The organism is Ectopseudomonas oleovorans, from assembly GCF_029845265.1.
In the GTDB taxonomy this organism is placed as follows: domain Bacteria; phylum Pseudomonadota; class Gammaproteobacteria; order Pseudomonadales; family Pseudomonadaceae; genus Aquipseudomonas; species Aquipseudomonas oleovorans.
Genome location: NZ_JAOCLK010000031.1, coordinates 1 through 21,576, shown reverse-complemented (window position 1 = coordinate 21,576; position 21,576 = coordinate 1). Strand labels below are relative to the sequence as shown.

Sequence of the window (21,576 nt, the reverse complement as noted above, 5' to 3'; positions counted from 1 at the left end):
CTCCTTAGCAGTCCAGGGGGTTGGCTTTGTCGGCGTCGATGCCGAACTTGGTGATGGCATCGGCCAGCACCTTGGCTTCGATTTCGCCGCGGTCTACCAGGGCTTCCAGGGCGGCGAGCACGACCCAGTTACGATCCACTTCGAAGAAGTGACGCAGCTGCTTGCGGCTGTCGCTGCGGCCGAAGCCGTCGGTGCCCAGGACCTTGTATTCCTTGCTCGGTACCCACTGACGAACCTGTTCGGCGAACAGCTTCATGTAGTCGGTCGACGCGATGACCGGACCCTTGCGACCGCTCAGGCACTGCTCGATATAGGTCTGCTGCGGCTTCTGGCCCGGGTGCAGGCGGTTGCGGCGCTCCACAGCCAGACCGTCACGACGCAGTTCGTTGAAGCTGGTGACGCTCCACACATCGGCGCCGATGTTGTACTCGTCACGCAGGATCTTCGCCGCCTCGCGGACTTCGCGCAGGATGGTGCCGGAACCCAGCAGTTGTACGTGGTGCGCGGCCTCCTTGTTGTCTTCCTCGAGCAGGTACATGCCCTTGATGATGCCGTCTTCCACGCCTTGCGGCATGGCCGGCTGCTGGTACGACTCGTTCATCACGGTGATGTAGTAGAAGATGTCCTGCTGCTCTTCGATCATCTGGCGAATGCCTTCGCGGATGATCACGGCGAGCTCGTAGCCGTAGGTCGGGTCGTAGGTACGGCAGTTGGGGATGGTCGAGGCCAGAATGTGGCTATGACCGTCTTGGTGCTGCAGGCCTTCACCGTTGAGGGTGGTACGCCCGGCTGTACCGCCGATCAGGAAACCACGGGTGCGGCTGTCGCCGGCGGCCCAGGCCAGGTCACCGATACGCTGGAAGCCGAACATCGAGTAGAAGATGTAGAACGGCAGCATCGGCTGGTTGTGGCAGGAGTACGAAGTACCGGCGGCGATGAAGGAACTCATGGCGCCGGCTTCGTTGATGCCTTCCTCGAGGATCTGACCCTTCTTGTCCTCTTTGTAGAACATCACCTGGTCTTTATCGACCGGCTCGTACAGCTGGCCGACCGAGGAGTAGATGCCGAGCTGACGGAACATGCCTTCCATACCGAAGGTACGGGCTTCGTCCGGAATGATCGGGACGATGCGCTGGCCGAGTTCCTTGTCCTTGACCAGTTGCGCGAGGATGCGCACGAAGGCCATGGTGGTGGAGATTTCGCGGTCGCCCGAGCCGTCGAGGATGGCCTTGAGGGTATCCAGCGGCGGGGTGGGGATGCTGAAGCTCTTCTGCCGGCGCTGCGGGACGAAGCCACCCAGCGCGTTGCGACGCTCGTGCAGGTACTTGTATTCGGCGCTGCCCGGCTCCGGGCGCACGAAGGGCAGGTTTTCCAGCTCTTCGTCCTTGACCGGGATGTCGAAACGGTCGCGGAACTGACGCAGGCTGTCGACATCGACCTTCTTGGTGTTGTGCGCGGTGTTCTTCGCTTCACCGGCGCCGGTACCGTAGCCCTTGATGGTCTTGGCCAGGATCACGGTCGGCTGGCCGCTGTGGTTCACGGCCTGGTGGTAGGCTGCGTAGACCTTGTACGGGTCGTGGCCGCCACGGTTGAGCTTCCAGATCTCGTCGTCGGAGAGATCCTTGACCATCTCCTTGAGCTCCGGGGTGTTGAAGAATTTTTCGCGCACGTAGGCGCCGTCTTTGGCCTTGTAGTTCTGGTATTCACCGTCGACCACTTCGTCCATGCGACGCTGCAGGGCACCGTCCTTGTCCTTGGCGAACAGCGGATCCCAGAAGCGACCCCAGACCACCTTGTTGACGTTCCACTGAGCACCGCGGAACACGCCTTCGAGTTCCTGGATGATCTTGCCGTTGCCGCGCACCGGGCCGTCGAGGCGCTGCAGGTTGCAGTTGATGACGAAGATCAGGTTGTCCAGCTTCTCGCGGCCGGCCAGGGAGATGGCGCCGAGGGATTCCGGCTCGTCGCACTCGCCGTCGCCCATGAAGCACCAGACTTTCTGCTTGCCGGCCGGGATGAAACCGCGGGCTTCCAGGTACTTCATGAAGCGGGCCTGGTAGATCGCCTGGATCGGGCCGAGGCCCATGGACACGGTGGGGAACTGCCAGAAGTCCGGCATCAGCCAGGGGTGCGGGTAGGACGACAGACCTTTGCCATCCACTTCGCGACGGAAGTTCTTCATCTGGTCTTCGCTGATGCGGCCTTCCATGAAGGCGCGGGCGTAGACGCCAGGGCTGGCATGGCCCTGATAGAACACCAGATCGCCACCGTGTTCGTCGGTCGGGGCCTGGAAGAAGTAGTTGAAGCCGATGTCATACAGCGTCGCGGAGGAGGCGAAGCTGGAAATGTGGCCGCCCAGATCCGGGTCGTCCAGGTTGGTGCGCATCACCATGGCCAGGGCGTTCCAGCGCACCAGCGAGCGAATGCGGCGTTCCATGAACAGGTCGCCGGGCATGCGCGCTTCGTGGGTTACCGGGATGGTGTTGCGGTAGGGCGTGGTGATCGCGTAGGGCAGTTGCGCACCGCTACGGGTGGCCAGCTCGCCCAGACGGGTCATCAGGTAATGGGCGCGGTCTTCACCCTCACGGTCGAGGACGGATTCAAGGGCGTCCAGCCATTCCTGGGTTTCGATCGGATCGAGGTCTTGCATGGCTTGCTCCAGGGCGGAAAGGCTTCCAGAATCGGAGGCCAGTTGGGTCTCGCCGGCTTTGTGGGCGGGCGAGTTGAAATTCTTGGATTTACCGGGGGTAGGGCCGGCCGCTTGTAGTTTTACTACATTCCGACGACGGATTCAGCCCTCTGGATACAATTCTTTCGTAGTAAAACTACAATCCGCGGCACCGCCGGCCGCGCGTGCCCCGCTGGAGCGGGGCTGCGGGCGATTGCACCGTGCGTCCGGCAGTCCGCTAAAAGGATAGACCATGAGCCTGCCGTTGCTGGTCGAGTTGCCCCCTTCCCTTATCCCCCTGGCCGAACGTGCCGAGCAGTCACTGCAAACCGCTTTGGCCGAACATCAAGCTCTGGCTGAGCGTGTCGCCGCCTGGCCGCAAGAACGCCGCAATGCCTGGCGGCAGGTTTCGGCCTTGAGCGACTTCGTTGCCGAGCAGGCTCAGCGTGATCCGCAGATGTTCGTCGCCCTGGCGGAATCTGGTGAGCTGGAGCGTAGCCTGGCGCCGGGCGAGTTGCGCCAGCAACTGGAAGTGCAACTGAATGAATGCGCCGATGAGGATGCCCTCGGGCGCTGCCTGCGGCGCTTTCGCAATCGCCAGCAGCTGCGCATTATCTGGCGCGACTTCAGTCGCCAGGCGGCGCTCGGTGAAACCTGTCGCGACCTTTCCGATCTTGCCGATGCCTGTATCGATCTGGCCTATCACTGGCTGTATCCGCGTCACTGCGCGCAGTTCGGTACGCCGGTCGGGCGGCGCAGCGGCCAGGCGCAGCACATGGTCATTCTCGGCATGGGCAAGCTGGGCGCGCACGAGCTCAACCTGTCTTCGGACATCGACCTGATCTTCGGCTATCCCGAAGGTGGCGAGACCGAGGGTGTCAAGCGTCCGCTGGATAATCAGGAGTTCTTCATTCGTCTGGGGCAGAAGCTGATCAAGGCACTGGATGCGATCACCGTCGACGGTTTCGTCTTTCGCACCGACATGCGCTTGCGTCCCTATGGTTCCTCCGGCGCACTGGTGTTCAGCTTCAATGCGCTGGAGCAGTACTACCAGGATCAGGGGCGTGACTGGGAGCGCTACGCCATGATCAAGGCGCGCGTGGTCGGCGGTGACCAGGCCGCCGGTGCCGAGTTGCTGGAGATGCTGCGGCCCTTCGTTTATCGCCGTTATCTGGATTTCTCCGCCATCGAAGCGCTGCGTGCGATGAAGCTGCTGATCCAGCAGGAGGTGCGGCGCAAGGGCATGAGCGAAAACATCAAGCTCGGCGCGGGGGGTATTCGCGAGATCGAGTTCATCGCCCAGGCCTTCCAGCTGATCCATGGCGGACGTGACCTCAGTCTGCAGCAGCGGCCGCTGCTCAAGGTGTTGACCACGCTGGAAGGGCAAGGCTACCTGCCGCCGGCGGTGGTTGCGGAGATGAAGGAAGGTTATGAGTTTCTGCGTTATACCGAGCATGCCCTGCAAGGCATCGGTGACCGGCAGACGCAGATGCTGCCGGCCGATGCGCAGGATCAGGCGCGGGTGGCGGCGATCATGGGCTTTGCCGACTGGTCGAGCTTCCATGAGCGCCTGATGCACTGGCGTGGTCGCATCGAATGGCACTTCCAGCAAGTGATCGCCGATCCCGATGAGGATGAGGCGCAGGCCGGCGAAACCGCAGTCGGCGCCGAGTGGCTGCCTTTATGGCAAGGCGCACTGGATGATGAGGCTGCCCAGCTGCAGTTGCAGGAGGCCGGCTTTGTCGAGGCCGTCACGGCCAATCGGCGTCTCGTCGATCTGCGCAACGGGCCGCAGGTGCGTGCCATGCAGCGGCTCGGGCGCGAGCGTCTGGATGCCTTTATTCCGCGCTTGCTGGCGCAGACCGTCGAGCACGACCAGCCGGATCTGGTGCTGGAACGGGTGCTGCCGTTGGTAGAGAAGGTCGCCCGGCGCTCGGCCTACCTGGTGCTTCTGACTGAAAACCCAGGGGCGCTGGAGCGACTGATCACGCTCTGCGCCGCCAGTCCCTGGATTGCCGAGCAGATAGCCCGCTACCCGTTGCTGCTCGATGAGTTGCTCAATGAAGGTCGGTTGTATTCGCCGCCGCTGGCACCGGAACTGGCGGCCGAGTTGCGTGAGCGACTGGTGCGCATTCCCGAGGAGGATCTGGAGCAGCAGATGGAGGCGCTGCGTCATTTCAAGCTGGCCCACAGCTTACGCGTGGCCGCCTCGGAGATCGCCGGTACGCTGCCCTTGATGAAAGTGTCGGATTACCTCACCTGGCTGGCCGAGGCGATTCTCGATCAGGTGCTGGCTCTGGCCTGGCAGCATACGGTGCAGCGTCATGGTCGGCCGTTCCGTGCAGACGGCACACCGTGCGACCCGGACTTCATCATCGTCGGCTACGGTAAGGTCGGTGGCCTGGAATTCGGCCACGGCTCGGATCTGGACCTGGTGTTCATTCATGATGGCGACCCGCAGGCCGAGACCGACGGCGCCAAGCCCATCGACGGCGCGCAGTTCTTCACCCGGTTGGGCCAACGCATCATCCATTTGCTGACCACTCAGACCACCTCCGGCGCCCTGTATGAAGTGGATATGCGTCTGCGACCATCGGGCGCAGCCGGGCTTCTGGTCAGCTCGCTCGGTGCCTTCCAGCGCTATCAGGAGAACGAGGCCTGGACCTGGGAGCATCAGGCGCTGGTGCGCGCGCGGGTGCTGGTGGGATGTTCGCGTTTGGCCGGCGAATTCGCTCGCGTGCGCGCCGAGGTGCTCGGTCGTCAGCGCGATATCGAGGCGCTGCGCGTCGAGGTCAGCGAGATGCGGGCGAAGATGCGTGACAACCTTGGCAACAAAAATACCGCGGCCGGAACGGCGCCGAATGCCTTCGAGGCCACGTCCTCCTTCGATCTGAAGCAGGACGCCGGTGGTATCGTCGATATCGAATTTATGGTGCAATACGCCGCTCTGGCTTGGTCGTGGCAACACCCGGAGCTACTCGAGTTCACCGATAACATCCGCATTCTGGAAGGTCTGGAGCGGGTCGGTCTGATGGGCGCCGAGGATGCCGCGTTGCTGCGTGAGGTCTACAAAAATTACCGCTCGGCGGCCCATCGCCAGGCGCTGCAGAAGCAGCCTGGAGTGGTGCCGGGGGATCAGTTCCAGGATGAGCGCCGCGCTGTGATGCGCCTGTGGCGCGAACTGGGATTGAGTTGAATGACGGGGCTGCGGCCCCATCTTATTGTGCGAACCGTGAAGCGAATTTGAGGAGCAGGCAAGATGTCGATGTCCGACCGTGATGGCGTGATCTGGTACGACGGCAAACTGGTGCCGTGGCGCGAAGCCAACACCCATGTGCTGACCCATACCCTGCACTACGGCATGGGCGTGTTTGAGGGTGTGCGTGCCTACAACACCCCGGACGGCACCGCGATCTTCCGCCTGCAGGCGCACACCGACCGTCTGTTCGACTCCGCGCACATCTTTAATATGCAGATCCCTTTCACCAAGGAAGAGATCAACGAAGCGCAGCGTGCCGCTGTGCGCGAGAACGGCCTGGAAAGCGCCTACCTGCGCCCGATGGTGTTCTTCGGCAGCGAAGGCATGGGGCTGCGCGCCGCTGGCCTGAAAGTACACGTGATCGTCGCCGCCTGGCATTGGGGCGCGTACATGGGTGAAGAAGCCCTGGAAGCAGGCATCAAGGTGCGCACCAGCTCCTACACGCGCCATCACGTCAACATCGCGATGACCCGTGCCAAGGCCAATGGCAACTACATCAACTCGATGCTGGCCCTGCAGGAAGCCATCTCTGGCGGTGCCGACGAAGCAATGCTGCTGGATCCGGAAGGCTACGTGGCCGAAGGTTCGGGCGAGAACATCTTCCTGGTCAAGGACGGCGTGGTGTACACCCCGGAAGTGACCTCCTGCCTCAACGGCATCACCCGCAGCACCATCCTGACCCTGGCTGAAGAGCATGGCATCAAGGTGGTCGAGAAGCGCATTACTCGCGATGAGGTGTACATCGCCGACGAGGCGTTCTTCACCGGTACTGCCGCTGAAGTCACGCCGATTCGCGAAGTCGACGGCCGCAAGATCGGCGCCGGCCGCCGTGGTCCGGTCACCGAGAAGCTGCAGAAAGCCTACTTCGACCTGGTCACCGGCAAGACCAGTGGCCACGCCGAATGGCGTACGCTGGTCAAGTAAGCGATTGCTCGAAGGCTCGACGGGGAGGCCTCAAGAGTCCGCCGGTAATCTTGCGAGCTAGAGTCAGGCTAGGCGCAACAGGGGCGAGGGCGTGAGTTTACTGCGGTAAATGAACGCCCGAGGCCCTTTGCAACGACGCATGACCGACGCGCAGCTGATTGCAGGCGGGCTCTGAGCCTCCCCGGTCGTTTCTGGAAAAGATATGAAGATACTGATCGTTGGGCCAAGCTGGGTAGGCGACATGGTGATGGCGCAGACGCTGTTCCAGTGCCTGAAACAGCGCCACCCCGAGTGCGAGATCGACGTGCTGGCGCCGGACTGGAGTCGGCCGATCCTCGAGCGCATGCCCGAGGTGCGTGCCGCGCTGAGCCTGCCGCTGGGGCATGGCGTGCTCGACCTGGCCACGCGCCGGCGTATCGGCAAGTCGCTGGCCGGCCAGTACGACCAGGCGATCCTGCTGCCCAACTCGCTCAAGTCCGCCTTGGTGCCCTGGTTCGCCGGCATCCCCAAGCGCACCGGCTGGAAAGGTGAGATGCGCTATGGCCTGCTCAACGATATCCGCACGCTGGACGAGGAACGCTACCCGCTGATGATCGAGCGCTTCATGGCGCTGGCCTATGAGCCAGGGGCTGTGTTGCCGCAGCCTTATCCGCAGCCGCGCTTGCAGATCGACGAGTCCAGCCGCGACGCGGCATTGGCCAAGTTCGGCCTGCAATTGGATCGCCCGGTGCTGGCGCTGTGCCCCGGCGCGGAGTTCGGCGAGGCCAAGCGTTGGCCGGCCGAGCACTATGCCAAGGTGGCCGAGGTCAAGATTCGCGAGGGCTGGCAGGTGTGGCTGTTTGGCTCGAAGAACGACCATGCCGGTGGCGAAGACATTCGCCTGCGCCTGATCCCTGGGCTGCGCGAGGAAGTCAGCAACCTCTCCGGGCAGACCAGCCTGGCCGAGGCCATCGACCTGATGTCGGCGGCCACGGCCGTGGTGTCCAATGATTCCGGGCTGATGCACGTGGCAGCGGCGCTGAACCGCCCGCTGGTGGCGGTCTACGGTTCCACCTCGCCGGGTTTCACGCCGCCGCTGGCTGATCGTGTCGAGATCGTGCGTCTGGGGCTGGAGTGCAGCCCCTGCTTCGAGCGTACCTGCCGCTTCGGTCACTACAACTGCCTGCGCGAACTCAAGCCGCGCCCGGTGATCGAGGCGCTGGAGCGTCTGGTTGGTGATGCCCTGACCTTGGTCGAGGGCGACTGATTTGCGGGTGCTGATCATCAAGACCTCGTCGCTGGGCGACGTGGTGCATACCCTGCCAGCGCTGACTGATGCCGCACGCGCCATTCCCGGTATTCGCTTCGATTGGGTGGTGGAAGAAGGCTTTGCCGAGATTCCCGCCTGGCATCCAGCCGTGTCCCAGGTGATCCCGGTGGCCATTCGCCGCTGGCGCAAGCATCCGCTGCGCACCTGGCGTAGCGGCGAATGGGCACGCTTCAAGCGGCGTCTGCGGGAAACCCGCTATGACCTGGTGATCGATGCCCAGGGCCTGCTCAAGAGCGCCTGGCTGACCCGTTATGTGTCGGCACCGGTCGCGGGGCTGGATCGCGACTCGGCGCGTGAGCCGCTGGCCAGTCGCTTCTATGATCGCCGCTATGCGGTACCCAAGGATCAACATGCCCTGGAACGGGTGCGCCAGCTGTTCGCCAAGGCGCTCGGTTACACGCTGCCGTCCGGCACGGGTGACTACGGCCTCAACCGTACGGCGATGATGGATGCCGCCGCGCAGCCGTACTTGGTGTTCCTGCATGGCACCACCTGGGCCAGCAAGCACTGGCCCGAAGCTGATTGGCGTGCGCTGGCCGAACGCATGGACGAGCTGGGCTGGGCCGTGCGCCTGCCCTGGGGTAACGAGACGGAGAAGGCGCGTGCCGAACGCATCGCTGCTGGTCTGACACATGCCGCCGTGCTGCCGAAGCTGAATCTGGCTGGTGTGGCCAAGGTTATCGCTGGCGCTAGCGCCTGCGTCTCCGTCGACACCGGGCTCGGCCATCTGGCTGCTGCGCTGGATGTGCCGAACATTTCCCTCTACGGCCCGACCTTGCCCGGCAAGGTGGGCGCCTATGGCCGTAGCCAGATTCACTTGTGCGCCAGCGGCCCGAACGCCGGCAGCGGTGACCGTGACAAGCCCTGCTTCGATGGCCTCGGCGCCGAGCGCGTCGGTCTGGAACTGGAGGCGCTGCTGCTCGCGCCTCCCGGCACCCTTTAAGGAGCGGCTATGCAACTGGCCTTCGTTCTCTACAAATACTTCCCGTTCGGCGGGCTGCAGCGCGATTTCATGCGTATCGCCCTGGAGTGCCAGGCGCGTGGCCATGCCATTCGCGTCTATACACCGATCTGGGAAGGGGATAACCCCGGCGGCTTCGATGTGCGCGTAGCGCCGGTACGCGCGTTGTTCAACCATCGCCGCAACGAGAAATTCAGCGCCTGGCTGCAGAGGGACCTTGCGCGCGATCCGGTCGACCGGGTGATCGGTTTCAACAAGATGCCGGGGCTGGATGTTTATTACGCTGCCGATGGCTGCTTCGAGGACAAGGCGCAGACCCTGCGCAACCCGATCTATCGCCGCTGGGGGCGCTACAAGCACTTCGCCGAGTACGAGCGCGCGGTGTTCGCGCCGGAGTCGAAGACCGAGATTCTGATGATCTCCGAGGTGCAGCAGCCGCTGTTCGTCAAACACTACAAGACCCCGCTGCATCGCTTCCACCTGCTGCCGCCGGGCATCGCCCAGGATCGCCGCGCGCCGGCCAATGCTGGCGAGATTCGCGCCGAGTTTCGTCGCGAGTTCAAGCTGGCCGACGATGACCTGCTGCTGGTGCAGATTGGCTCCGGCTTCAAGACCAAGGGCCTGGATCGCAGTCTCAAGGCGCTGGCCGCGTTGCCGCGCGAGCTGCGCAAGCGCACCCGGCTGATCGCCATCGGCCAGGACGATCCCAAGCCCTTTCTGTTGCAGATAAAGGCGCTGGGGCTGTCCGATCAGGTGCAGATTCTCAAGGGACGCAGCGACATTCCGCGCTTTCTGCTGGGGGCCGATCTGTTGATCCACCCGGCTTACAACGAGAACACCGGCACCGTGCTGCTCGAAGCACTGGTTTCCGGCCTGCCGGTGCTGGTAACCGATGTCTGCGGCTACGCCCATTACATCGCTGATGCTGATTGCGGCCGGGTCGTGCCCAGCCCCTTCGAACAGGAACAGCTCAACCGCATGCTCGCCGATATGCTGGCTGATCCCGAGCGCCGTGCATTCTGGGGGCGCAACGGCCTGGCCTATGCCGACAGCGCCGACCTGTATTCGATGCCGAAGAAGGCTGCCGATGTGATCCTCGCGGAGAGGCACGCATGAGTCGCTTGGGTAGGGGGCGCCGTGCGCACCCAAAGGTCGACAGCACGGTGTCATCGGTGCGCACGGATACCCGGCTGGGGGGGCTTGCATGCGCCTGATCCTCGCCGAACCCTTCAAGAGCCTGTGGGCGGGCCGCGATCCCTTCGAGGCCGTCGAGGCGCTCGAGGGCCAGGTCTACCGCGAGCTGGAAGGGCGCCGCACCCTGCGTACCGAGGTCGACGGGCGCGGTTACTTCGTCAAGATCCACCGTGGCATCGGCTGGGGTGAGATCGCCAAGAACCTGCTCACGGCCAAGGCGCCTGTGTTGGGAGCCGCGCAAGAGTGGCAGGCCATTCAGCGTCTGACCGAGGCCGGTGTGCCGACCATGACCGCTGTGGCCTACGGTGAGCGTGGCAGCAATCCGGCGCGCCAGCACTCGTTCATCGTCACTGAAGAGCTGGCGCCGACCGTCGATCTGGAGCAGCTCAGCCTGAACTGGGCACAGCAGCCGCCGAAGCCGACGCTGAAGTGGGCATTGATTCGCGAAGTGGCGAAGATGACGGGCAACATGCACCGTGCCGGGGTCAACCACCGCGACTGTTATATCTGCCACTTCCTGCTGCACACTGACCGGCCGATCCAGGCCAGTGACCTGCGCCTGTCAGTGATCGACCTGCACCGCGCCCAGGTGCGCAGTGCCACGCCACGGCGCTGGCGTGACAAGGACCTGGCTGCCCTGTATTTTTCGGCGCTGGATATTGGCCTGACCCGCCGCGACAAGTTGCGCTTTCTCAAAAGTTATTTCGCGGCGGCAGGGAACGAGCGGCCGTTGCGGCAGATCCTGCGGGAGGAGGCGGCGCTGCTGCTCTGGCTGCAACGCAAGGCCGATCGCCTGCTGGTTCGCTATGCACGCAAGTACGCGCCGGGAGCGAAGCATGAGTGAATGGCGCGTCACCGCCCTGGCCACGCCGCAGGCGGCAAAAGCCTTCGCCAGCCTGGATGCGGTGTTTTCCCTGCAGGGCGAGGCGATCACCCGTGATCCGCTGTCGGACGTGATCCGCGTCGAATTCGATGGGCTGCGCTATTACGTCAAGCGCTATCACGGCGCTGGCAAGGGCGTTCGGCGTTTCATCGGCCGGCCGCGGGTCAAGGCCGAGTGGCAGAATCTCAAGCACTTCGCCGCCTGGGGTATTCCCACTGCGCCCATCGCCGCCTACGGCCTGGAGCGCAAGGTCGGCGCCTTCGCCCGAGGCGCGCTGATCACTCAGGAGATCGTCGATACGTTGGACATGTCACGCCTGGCGGCCACGGACGATGCACGTCTGCATGACCGGGCCTGGGTCGACGATGTCAGCCGCCAGTTGGCCAAGGCCACGCGCACGCTGCATGACCATCATTTCGTCCACAACGACCTCAAGTGGCGCAACCTTCTGGTGGACGAGCAGCGCCGGTTGTTTCTCATCGACTGCCCTGCGGGGACCTTCTGGTGGGGGCCGTTCCTGCGCTACCGGATCGTCAAGGATCTCGCTTGCCTGGACAAGGTCGCCAAGTACCACCTGTCGCGCACCCAGCGCCTGCGTTTCTATCTGCAGTATCGGGATCGCGATCGTCTCAACGACAGTGACAAACGACGGATCGTGCAGATCGTGCGCTACTTCGAGGGAAGAGAATGAAGGACTTCATCGAGGGCGAGGATAAAACGTTGCTCGAGCGTCACGGCCTGGACAGCTTCGAGGCCTTATGGGCACTGCAGCTGTTTGCCGTGGACGAGCCCAACACCGCTTCTCGCGGTGGTTGGAGTGCGGTGTACCGGCTCGACCTCGACGGCACCGGCTACTACCTCAAGCGCCAGAGCAATTACCTGACCCGCAGCTTGCATCGTCCGTTGGGTGAGCCGACCCTGGCGCGGGAGTTTCGCAATACCTGCCGCTATCAGCGCCTGGGCATTCCGGCGATGCGTTCGGCGTTCTATGCCGAACGACGCATTGGCGGCGAGCGCCGCGCCGTCCTGCTGACCCGAGCCCTGGATGGTTGGCGGGATCTGGACAGCTACCTGCCGAACTGGTCGCAACTGGCCGCCGTGCAACGCCATGCCATCGCCAGTGCCTGCGGGGTGCTGGCCCGGTGCGTACATGGCCAGGGCCAGGTCCATGGTTGCTTCTATCCCAAACATATTTTCCTCCAACCCAGCGGCGATGGTTTCGTCGCGCAGTTGATCGACCTGGAAAAGACCCGGCCCCTGTTGTTTGGCGAGCGTGATCGGGTCAAGGATCTGGAACCCCTGCTGCGTCGCGCCAGTGCCTGGGGCGATGACGATGTAGCCTGTTTCCTGACCGCCTATCTCGGTGACGCTCGTCAGTTGGGGTACTGGTTGCAACGTCTCACGGCACGATTCAAGGACAAGGCGAGGCGCTCATGAGGCTTGCTTCCCTGGTCGATGCCGGACGTACCCCCGCGCTACCGCTGCTGATCGAGCTGGAGGGGGCGGGATCTATCCAGTTGCTCAGTCTTTTGCGGGTGCTGCCAGGTCAACGCTATGTCGGTCGGGCGCAGTGGCAGGGGCGTGAGGTGCTGGCCAAGCTGCTGGTCGGCGATAAGGCCGAACGGCATTTCGTCCGCGAGCTGCGCGGCGTTCAGCTACTGGCTGAGCAGGGGCTGAAGACGCCCGAGTTGCTTGTCCACGGTTCGACGCCAGGAGGGGGCGGTTGGCTGCTGTTCGAGTTCCTCGACGATGCCGAAAGCCTCGGAGATGCCTGGCAGGCGGTGGCTCATCTGGCGTGGCTGGACGACGCTCGGCAGCAGGTGTTGGGTGAGGCGCTGGCAGCCATTGCAGGGCTACACCGGCAAGGTCTGTGGCAAGAGGATCTGCACCTGGACAACCTGCTGCGTCAAAACGGCAGCCTGTATCTGATCGACGGTGGCGGCGTGCGTGCCGAGACTCCGGGCCAACCTCTGTCGCGAGACAGGGTGCTGGTCAATCTGGGTGTGTTCTTCGCTCAATTCCCGAGTGCTCTCGATCCATTCATCGAGGAGCTGCTGGTGCATTACCTGCTGGTCAATGGCGAGCACGCGCTGCCGCTCGAGGCTCTGCTCAAGGCGGTAGCCAAGGCCCGTGGTTCGCGGTTGCACCAGTTCATGGGCAAGCTCGGTCGCGATTGTTCGGCGTTTTGCGCATGGCGCGGTGCCTCGCGATTGCAGGTGGTCCGGCGCGAGGAAGATGCCTTGCTGGCGCGATTACTGGCTGACCCTGACGCCGCTATCGCGGCTGGGCAGTCCCTCAAACAGGGTGGTTCGTCTACCGTCGCGCGAGTCGATCAGGGTGCCAGGCAATTGGTCATCAAACGCTACAACATCAAGGGCATGCTGCATTGGCTCAAACGCTGCTGGCGTCCGAGCCGCGCCTGGCACAGCTGGTGCGAGGGCAATCGCCTGGTTTTTCTCGGCATCGCAACGCCCAAACCGCTTGCCGTGCTCGAGTGCCGTACCCTGTGGCTCAGGCGCCGGTCCTATCTTGTTACCGAACACGCATCGGGTGTGGATATAATTACTCGTTTCGCGTCCTGCGCGCCTGGCGAGTTACCAGCCGAAGCGGAACTGCGGGCACTGGATGACCTGTTTGCGGCGCTGCTGCGCGAGCGCATCAGTCATGGGGATCTCAAAGGCAGCAATATCCTGTGGCAGGATGGGCGCTGGATGTTGATCGACCTGGACGCCATGCAGCAGCACCGTCGAGCCGGTAGCTTCGCACCCGCCTATGCGAAGGATCGGGCGCGTTTCCTGCGTAACTGGCCGCAGGACAGTACGCTGTACCAGGTTCTGGACGAGCGCCTTCCATCGGTGGTGGCAAAACCGAACAGTTAAGGCAGTAAATGTGCCCGACCGGGGCGACTGAATAACGAACGCTGTTGCTTGAAGCTTGCCGCTTCAAGCCTGCAGCCGCTTTTTTAAGAGGCTTTATCCTTGGCATTGACGATCCTCGGCCTTTCCGGCGCCCTGAGCCATGATCCATCCGCCGCGCTATACATCGACGGCAAGCTTGTTGCTGCCGCCGAAGAAGAGCGCTTCGTGCGTGACAAGCACGCGAAGAACCGCATGCCCTACGAGTCGGCCAAGTTCTGCCTGGAGCAGGCCGGCATCAAGCCGTCTGACGTCGATGTGGTCGCTATTCCTTTTGCGCCCATCAGTCTGTTCGGCAAGGCGCGTTGGCATTACGCCAAGCGTTACTGGTATGCGCCGGATCGTGCGCTAGACGCGCTGCTCATGGGTAACCGCCGTTACAAGCGTTACCGCAAGAAGATCGTCTGGTGCCTGGAACAACTGGGTTTCGATGCCAAGAAGGTCAAGATCGAACCGGTTGAACACCACCTGGCCCACGCCGCCAGTGCTTACCATTGCTCGGGCTTCAAGGAGAAGACCGCGATCCTCGGCATCGACGGTAAAGGTGAGTACGCCACTACCTTCTTCGGCTACGGCGAGAACGGCAAGATCCACAAGATCAAGGAGTTCTTCGACCCGGACTCGCTCGGCGGTCTGTACGGTGCCATCACCGAATTCCTCGGTTTCGAGATGCTCGACGGCGAGTTCAAGGTCATGGGCATGGCGCCCTATGGCGATGCCAGCAAGTACGATTTCTCGCGCCTGGCCAAGTTCGAGAACGGCGAGCTGATCATCAACACCGATTACGCCAATGTCATTGGCCTGCGTCGCTACAAGGAAAAGGGCAAGGGGTTCTACTTCTCGCCCAAACTGATCGAGTGGCTGGGTCCGAAGCGCGAAGGCGATATCGCCGACGACCCCTACATCCACTACGCCGCCAGCATGCAGGCGCTGTTCGAGAAGCTGGCGCTGGAAATGATGGACTACTACCTGGGCGACATTATCCGCGAGACCGGCAAGATCGCCTTCGCGGGCGGCTGCGCGCTGAACGTCAAGCTGAACCAGAAGATCATCGCCCGCGATGACGTTAAAGAACTGTTCGTGCAGCCGGCCTCTGGCGATGCCGGCACCGCCGTGGGCGCTGCCGCCTACGTCTCGCACAAGCGTGGTGTGCCGGTGGAGAAGATGGAGCACGTCTACCTCGGCCCCTCGTACAGCAACGAGGATGTCATCGCTGCCTGCGCCAAGCACCCGAACCAGCCGGTGTTCAAACGCATCGACAACACGGCTGAGCGCATCGCCAAGATCATGGTCGACGGCAACCCGGTGGCCTGGTTCCAGGGGCGCATGGAGTTCGGTCCGCGCGCCTTGGGTGGCCGCTCGATCATCGGTTGCCCAAGCATTCCGGGCGTGGCCGACCGCATCAACGAGCAGATCAAGTTCCGCGAGCGCTGGAGACCCTTCTGCCCTTCGATGCTCGACACCGTGGCGGCGAAGATGCTCAAGGTCGATCACCCGAGCCCGTTCATGACCTTCACCTTCGAAGTGAACGAGGAGTGGAAAGAGCGCGTCAGCGAAGTGGTACATGAAGACGGCACTTCACGTGCTCAGGTGCTGGAGCGTCGCTTCAATCCGCGCTGGTACGACCTGATGCTGGAACTGGAAAAGCTCACCGGTAACGGTGTCTCGCTGAATACCTCGCTCAACCGTCGTGGCGAGCCGATGATCTGCTCGCCCACCGACGCGCTGAACATGTTCTATGGCTCCGACCTGCAGTACCTGATCATGGAGGACATCCTCGTGGTCAAGGATGGCAAGGACTGGTACGACAATGTCGGCTGAGCCGCTGCTTAGCGTCGTCATTCCCAGTTATAACTATGCCGGCGTACTGCCGCGCGCCGTCGACTCGGTGTTGTCCCAGGCCACCCCCGAGGTTGAACTCTGGGTGGTGGACGATGGCTCCAGCGACGACACGCCGGCGGTGTTCGCCAGCCTCAGTCAGCGTCACGGCGCCGCCTTCCAGGGCGTGCGCCAGGATAACGCCGGCCCCTCCGCGGCCCGCAACAAGGGCGTGCAACTGGCGCGGGGGCGCCATGTGCTGCTGCTCGACGCCGACGACGAGCTGGCGCCCGGGGTGCTGCCCGGCCTCTGCGAACGCCTGCGCGCCCAGCCCGACGTAGACCTGTGGCTGGCCGGGCATGTGGCGGTGCAGCCCGATGGTCGCGAGCGCGAGCATCCCGCCAGTGCCGTTCCCGCCGATGTCTTGCCGCGCTTGCGGGGCTACCTGCTGGACAAACGCATCGCCCTCAGCCACGGCGCCTGCGTGTGCCGCCGCGAGTTGCTGCGGCAGCGGCCGTACCCCGAGCATCTGCGGCACAGCGAGGACATCCCGGTGTTCGCCTACTGCCTGAGCCAGCCTCGGGTGGTGGTGCTCGACCTGATGCTGGCGCGTATCCACAAGCATTCCGACAGCCTGCGGCATAACGCCGAGGCGGCGCACCGCGTCGGCCTGGCCCTGGTGGACGAGGTCTTCCGTCAACTGCCGGCCGACCTGCAAGCGCTCAAGCCCGCCTACAGCGCCCAGCGTTGCCTGTCGCTGTTCCGCACCTGCCTGTTGGCCGGCGACCGCGACCAGGCGCGCGGCTACTACCGCGAGGCGCTGCGCACGGATTGGCGGGTGGCGTTGAAGTGGTCCTACACCCGCAAGGCCATCCGTCTGTGGTTGAGCCGAACCCCATGAAGGTGCTGGCGCTCAGCAGTGTGGGGCGCGAGCCGGATCTGTCCTGCGTCCATGAACGGCTCGGGCAACTGGTCGAGCTCGACTTGCGCATCCTCGGCAAGGACGAGCAGCGCGGCCTGCGCCGCTATCTGCGCGGCCTCGATCTGGGGCGTTATGACCGCGTGCTGCTGGACCTGCACTTCAAGAACATTCGCCGCCAGACCGCCTTCTTGCGGCAGATCCCCGGGCTGTTGATCTACGAGGAAGACGCCTGCCAGAACTACCTGGCCGCCTCCCGTTGGCGCGGGCACTTCAGTCGCTTCTACCGCGCCCTGCCCAACGCCCGCATCGTGGTGACCGGCGCCAGCGTCGCCGAACGCCTGCGCGGCGAGGGGTTCAACGTGCATTTTCTCGCCAAGGGCTACGACCCGCGCACCATCTACTGCGAGGGGCGCGCGCGGGATATCGAGCTGGGTTTCGTCGGGCGTACCGCCAGCGCCGCTTACGGCGGGCGCAAGGAGCTGCTGGAGCGGCTGGCGGCGCAAGAGCCGCTGCAACTGCTGCGCACCGCGCCGGGCCAGCCCTATCGCGAGATGCTCAACCGCATTCGCTACTTCGTCAGCGCCGATGTCGGGCTCGGCGAGTACATGGCCAAGAACTTCGAGGCGATGGCCTGCGGCTGCGTGCTCCTGGCCTGGCGCCAGGGTAGCGAGGAGGCGGCCATCGGCCTGCAGGATGGCGTCCACCTGCTGCTGTATGCCGACCTCGACGAGTTGCGTGGGCACCTCGCCGACCTGCGTGGCGATCCGGCGCGGGCCGAGGCGATCGCCGAGCAGGGATGCCGCTTCGTCGAGGCGCATATGAGCCATGTACACCTGGCCGAGCATCTGTTTGACCTGTTGCAGCAAGCCTGGCCCGAGGTGGGCAAAGTCTCCGCCTGGCAGACCTTGCGCGCGCGCTTCAATTTCTTTTGAGTAGCCTCCATGACGTCCACGAGTGATTCCTCGCAGCCGCTGGTCAGCGTGATCATCGCCTCATACAACCATGCGCCCTATATTGAGGCGAGCATCGAGAGCGTGCTGCAGCAGAGCTACCCGAACATCGAGCTGTTGGTGGTGGACGACGGTTCCCGCGACGACAGCGTGGCGCGCATCGAGGCGCTGCAGAAGGTGCATGGCTTCGACTTTCGCGTGCAGGCCAACAAGGGCCTCTCGCGCACCCTGAACGAGACCATCGAGCGGGCCAGGGGCAGCCTGATCGCCCCCTTCGGCTCCGACGACATCATGTTGCCGCAGCGTATCGCCACCCAGGTGGCTTACATGGCCGACAAGCCCGAAGTGGGCATTTGCGCCGGCGCTATCCAGACCATCGACGCCGACGGCAGGCCCGGCGCCAAGCCGCGCGCGCTGCCGTTTCGGCGGCTGGACTTCGAGGATGTGTTCATGAACCGCAAGCCGGGCGCGCCGGCGCCCACGCTGATGTTTCGTCGGGAGGCGCTGGAGGCGGTCGGTGGCTTCGACCCGGATATTCGCCTGGAAGATGTTTACATCGAGCTGATGATTACCCGCCATGGTTATCGCATCGATGTCATGGAGGATGTACTGGCCTGCTACCGCGTGCATGCCAATAATACTTACAAGCAGCATCGATTCATGGTCGACGCGATGCTGGCCACGCTGGAGCGGTTCGCGGATCACCCGCGCTATGTCGACGCCCGGGGCGCCTATCTGAACTCCATGCTATTGAAAACGGCCAAGCAGGACGTCGAGCTCAGTCGCTGGATTCTGCGGCAACTGCCGTTTTCGGCCTGGCGACTCAAGACGCTCAGGGGCCTGCTACGGCTATTTTTCTCCAGCCACGGCAAGCTGTGACGGGGCGGCTCAGCGACTCATGAGTGCGATGCCTTCCTCCAGGCGCCGTGCATTGTCAGCGCCGCTGGTCTGCGCATAACCGCGAATCCAGGCATCTTTGTGAGTGTGGCTCAGCCAGTCGATATCTTCCGGGTATCGCAGAATGTGCTGCAGGTTGCGGCGTCGCTTCCAGGCGCTCAACGGGGAGGATTCCAGGTGCATGTCCGATACATCGATCAGCGCGAGGCCCTCATCGGGAAGGTAGATGACGTTGCCGAGGTGCAGTGAGCGAAAGTACACGCCCCGCTCGTGCAACTGGCCCAGAAAGGCGCCAAAGCGCATGACGGTTTCTTCCGCCTGAGCATCGGACAGCCCCCTGAGGCGCTGACGTAACGTTTCGCCGGGCAGTGGCGTATAGATAACGGCGCTGAGCTTTGATTCGGGTACCGAAAACAGTTCGTCGATGAGAGGCGCTCTAATACCGCGCTGGTTCAGTGCGTTTGCGTTATCAGCGAAACGTTTGGCCGGCAGTGCCCACAGGCTCGATGAAATAAGCCTCTTGCGCCGGAAGAGTTTCATGAAGTTACCGTCTTTCAATATGGCAACTTTGATTCCGAACCCATCTTGTTCCAGGGTTGTCGCGTCAGCGAGAAGACTCATTAGTTGTGCGCTGGTGATCTTTTTCATCGTGCGTGACGCCTGTTGATGGCCAGTGCGCAACATATGGCCAGCGGCACCCAGATGATGAACCAGCTCTCATTCGGGCGAGACAGGAAGTTGCCGCCTTCGGTGAGGCCGGCACCAATGCCGTAGACCATCAATGCCGAGGCAATCTGGAAGTTGGCTTCGGTGCGGTATTTCAGGACATGCCAGAATGCCTGGGTATACATGACCGTCCAGATCGTCAGGCCGATGAGTCCAAGCTCGAGCAGCACCGCCAGTTCGACGTTGTGCGGATCGTTCATGGGACCGCGCTTCATGCCTGCATCGAAGAGGTAGTTGCTGTCGTAACCGCCGCCCAGCCAAAGTTGACCCAGGGCTTGGCGCAGGGCATCGGCCCAGAGTTCCGGGCGATAGGAAAGCCCTCGATTTAGCAGTGTGTCCGGTGCCAGTGTCAGCAGCAGCACAGTTGCACCACAGACCAATGCAAGCAGGTAGAAGGCGCGCTTGCCGCACATGACGGTCATCCAGATGGAGGTCAGTGCCAGTGCCATCAGGGGGGTTCTGGAGCCGGTGGCTATCAGGGCGCCGAGCAGTGCTAAGGCGCAGATGATCGGCACCACATCATGGCGTTCGTTGGCGGACAGCCACGAGGCGACCCAGTAGGTGCAGAGAAACCCCAGCAGGTGCGAGGTCAACAGTGGGTTGTGCAGCGCTCCGCTGCCGACCATGCGATGGCCGGGAAGCCCGTAGAGGTGGAAATAGACGAGATTGCCCAGCGCCGCGAGCGCACCCAGGCCGGCACCTATTCTCAGGCTCTGCATCAGCAGGTCGTTGTCCTTGAGTGTGATCAGGGCGAAGGCGATGAACAGCATCAGGACATAAAGCGGCCGCTTGAGCAGGCTGCCAGCGTCGTTGTCGGTGGTACTCCAGGTCAGGCTGAATGCTATCCAGACGAACAGCAGCAGATAAGAGCGGATCATCGGTTCGGCGATGATGGCGCGCAGGTCGCGGTACCTGCACAGCGCGGCCAGCAGGGCCGGGGCGGCGATCAGGCCGTAGTAGAATTTCGTGAACTGGCTGCCATCCTTTGCCCAGAACAGACCGGTCAACAGGACGATCACACCCAGCGGCAGAAGACGGCGGACTATGAAGTCGTGAGCACTGTCGAATGTCTTGATCGTCCTGTTCGTCATGGGCTGTTCGCGGCTATTTTGGGGGCGGTAGTCTAAAGTATTTCGGCGTTGATGTGGGCGCGGGAGTGCGGCCCAAACGTGTCGATATGGGGTAGTGCTTTTTGCTAGTATTCGGCCACGATTAATGCCCTGTAGATAGTTTTATCAATGCGTTTTCGAACGCGTTGTTTTGACGATTTATCACGGCTTTGGAGTTTCCGGTTTTGGAGCGTTTATGAGTGTGCCCTTGGTTACAGTGATTATTCCTTCCTATAATCACTGCGACTATATTGAAGCGAGTATTCTTAGTGTGGTCGCGCAGACGCATCCCGCCATTCAGCTTATTGTCATTGATGATGGTTCTGTCGATGGTAGCCAGGCGTTGATCGATGCGCTGGCACAGGAACATGGGTTCACTTTTCTTGCACACGAAAATCGCGGTGTCTGTGCCACATTGAATCGGGCGCTGGCATTGGCCGAGGGCGAGTATGTCGTCACTTTCGGCTCTGACGACATCATGCTGGCGGATCGCATAGAGCGGCAACTGGCGCACATGGTGCAGCATCCCGAAGTGGGCTGTGTCGGGGCCAGAAAGCACATCATCGATGGCCAGGGGCGCCGCACCCAGTCGGCATCCGCGCGTGAACGGGTCAAGTCATATTCGTTTCCCGAGTTGCTGCGCAAGGCGAAGGCCGTGGGCGCGCCGACAGCCATGTACCGGCTCCAGGCCATGCAGGAAGTCGGTGGGTATGATGAGCGAATTACCCTGGAAGACTTTCAAATGAGCCTGCGTATCGCATCTCTGGGATACCGGGTGGATATTTTGCCTTTCCCGGTTACCTGCTATCGCGTGCATGATCGCAATTACAGCAGAAGTTATCGTCGTCACTTTCGCAACGATCTCATGTTGCTCCGCGCATTCAAGGCTCATCCCGATTATCTGTCGGGACGCACGGAGGTCTTCAATCGTTACCTGGGGGCTGCAATCAAGATGGATCTTGTGCACGCCCGGAAGATGTTTTCCCGGTTGCCTCTGACGTACTGGAACCGTTCGACCTGGCGTCGTTACCGTGAATATTG

17 protein-coding genes are annotated in these 21,576 nt (G+C 62.7%); 14 read left to right on the top strand and 3 right to left on the bottom strand.

Going from position 1 to position 21,576, the window contains the following annotated elements; genetic code table 11:
- Positions 1-4: 4 nt before the first annotated feature.
- Positions 5-2,650, bottom strand: a complete 2,646-nt coding sequence (gene aceE / locus N5J71_RS15645; RefSeq protein WP_084340775.1) for a pyruvate dehydrogenase (acetyl-transferring), homodimeric type — start codon at positions 2,648-2,650, stop codon at positions 5-7.
- A gap of 271 nt (positions 2,651-2,921) precedes the next feature.
- On the opposite strand from aceE, the gene glnE reads away from it, so the two are divergent.
- The 13 genes from glnE to N5J71_RS15580 all read left to right on the top strand — a co-directional run bounded on the left by glnE (position 2,922) and on the right by N5J71_RS15580 (position 18,682).
- Positions 2,922-5,864 carry a bifunctional [glutamate--ammonia ligase]-adenylyl-L-tyrosine phosphorylase/[glutamate--ammonia-ligase] adenylyltransferase gene (gene glnE, locus N5J71_RS15640; protein ID WP_084340776.1) on the top strand — a complete coding sequence of 981 codons (2,943 nt, stop codon included), beginning with the start codon at positions 2,922-2,924 and terminating at the stop codon, positions 5,862-5,864.
- A 63-nt stretch (positions 5,865-5,927) separates the two neighbouring features.
- Positions 5,928-6,851: a branched-chain amino acid transaminase gene (locus N5J71_RS15635; protein ID WP_003459089.1), complete on the top strand. Its 924-nt coding sequence runs from the start codon at positions 5,928-5,930 to the stop codon at positions 6,849-6,851.
- Positions 6,852-7,053: 202 nt separating this feature from the next.
- Complete coding sequence (waaF, locus tag N5J71_RS15630) at positions 7,054-8,097, top strand: lipopolysaccharide heptosyltransferase II (RefSeq protein ID WP_279917195.1); 1,044 nt, start codon at positions 7,054-7,056, stop codon at positions 8,095-8,097.
- Between the two features lies 1 nt (position 8,098).
- Entirely contained in the window at positions 8,099-9,103 is a 1,005-nt protein-coding gene (gene rfaC / locus N5J71_RS15625; RefSeq protein ID WP_074855115.1) for a lipopolysaccharide heptosyltransferase RfaC, read from the top strand.
- A 9-nt stretch (positions 9,104-9,112) separates the two neighbouring features.
- Entirely contained in the window at positions 9,113-10,237 is a 1,125-nt protein-coding gene (locus tag N5J71_RS15620; RefSeq protein ID WP_279917194.1) for a glycosyltransferase family 4 protein, read from the top strand.
- Positions 10,238-10,325: 88 nt separating this feature from the next.
- Positions 10,326-11,159, top strand: coding sequence for a lipopolysaccharide core heptose(I) kinase RfaP (gene rfaP / locus N5J71_RS15615; RefSeq protein WP_279917193.1), 834 nt, complete (start codon positions 10,326-10,328; stop codon positions 11,157-11,159).
- The gene (locus N5J71_RS15610; RefSeq protein WP_084340777.1) at positions 11,152-11,889 is read left to right on the top strand and encodes a lipopolysaccharide kinase InaA family protein; all 738 of its coding nucleotides are present in this window, start codon (positions 11,152-11,154) and stop codon (positions 11,887-11,889) included. Before rfaP ends, N5J71_RS15610 begins: the two co-directional genes overlap by 8 nt.
- Entirely contained in the window at positions 11,886-12,635 is a 750-nt protein-coding gene (locus N5J71_RS15605; protein WP_084340778.1) for a lipopolysaccharide kinase InaA family protein, read from the top strand. Before N5J71_RS15610 ends, N5J71_RS15605 begins: the two co-directional genes overlap by 4 nt.
- Entirely contained in the window at positions 12,632-14,077 is a 1,446-nt protein-coding gene (locus tag N5J71_RS15600) for a lipopolysaccharide kinase InaA family protein (protein ID WP_279870332.1), read from the top strand. The genes N5J71_RS15605 and N5J71_RS15600 overlap by 4 nt, the downstream gene beginning before the upstream one ends.
- Before the next feature lie 99 nt (positions 14,078-14,176).
- On the top strand, positions 14,177-15,934 hold the full coding sequence (locus tag N5J71_RS15595; RefSeq protein WP_279917192.1) for a carbamoyltransferase family protein: 1,758 nt from the start codon (positions 14,177-14,179) through the stop codon (positions 15,932-15,934).
- Positions 15,924-16,832 (top strand): glycosyltransferase family 2 protein, encoded by a 909-nt coding sequence (locus N5J71_RS15590; RefSeq protein WP_279917191.1) that lies wholly within the window; start codon positions 15,924-15,926, stop codon positions 16,830-16,832. Before N5J71_RS15595 ends, N5J71_RS15590 begins: the two co-directional genes overlap by 11 nt.
- A complete protein-coding gene (locus N5J71_RS15585; protein ID WP_169970078.1) occupies positions 16,829-17,785 on the top strand; it encodes a glycosyltransferase family protein in 957 nt (318 codons plus the stop codon). The genes N5J71_RS15590 and N5J71_RS15585 overlap by 4 nt, the downstream gene beginning before the upstream one ends.
- 9 nt (positions 17,786-17,794) lie before the next feature.
- Positions 17,795-18,682: a glycosyltransferase family 2 protein gene (locus N5J71_RS15580; RefSeq protein WP_279534292.1), complete on the top strand. Its 888-nt coding sequence runs from the start codon at positions 17,795-17,797 to the stop codon at positions 18,680-18,682.
- Between the two features lie 9 nt (positions 18,683-18,691).
- On the opposite strand, the gene N5J71_RS15575 is transcribed toward N5J71_RS15580, so the two are convergent.
- Both N5J71_RS15575 and N5J71_RS15570 read right to left on the bottom strand, forming a co-directional pair.
- A complete protein-coding gene (locus N5J71_RS15575; protein ID WP_279917190.1) occupies positions 18,692-19,348 on the bottom strand; it encodes a BUD32 family EKC/KEOPS complex subunit in 657 nt (218 codons plus the stop codon).
- Positions 19,345-20,517: an O-antigen ligase family protein gene (locus N5J71_RS15570; RefSeq protein WP_279534294.1), complete on the bottom strand. Its 1,173-nt coding sequence runs from the start codon at positions 20,515-20,517 to the stop codon at positions 19,345-19,347. The genes N5J71_RS15575 and N5J71_RS15570 overlap by 4 nt, the downstream gene beginning before the upstream one ends.
- A 214-nt stretch (positions 20,518-20,731) precedes the next feature.
- Here N5J71_RS15570 and N5J71_RS15565 point away from each other — a divergent pair.
- On the top strand, positions 20,732-21,576 hold an 845-nt coding region (locus tag N5J71_RS15565; RefSeq protein WP_279917189.1), incomplete at its 3' end, for a glycosyltransferase family 2 protein.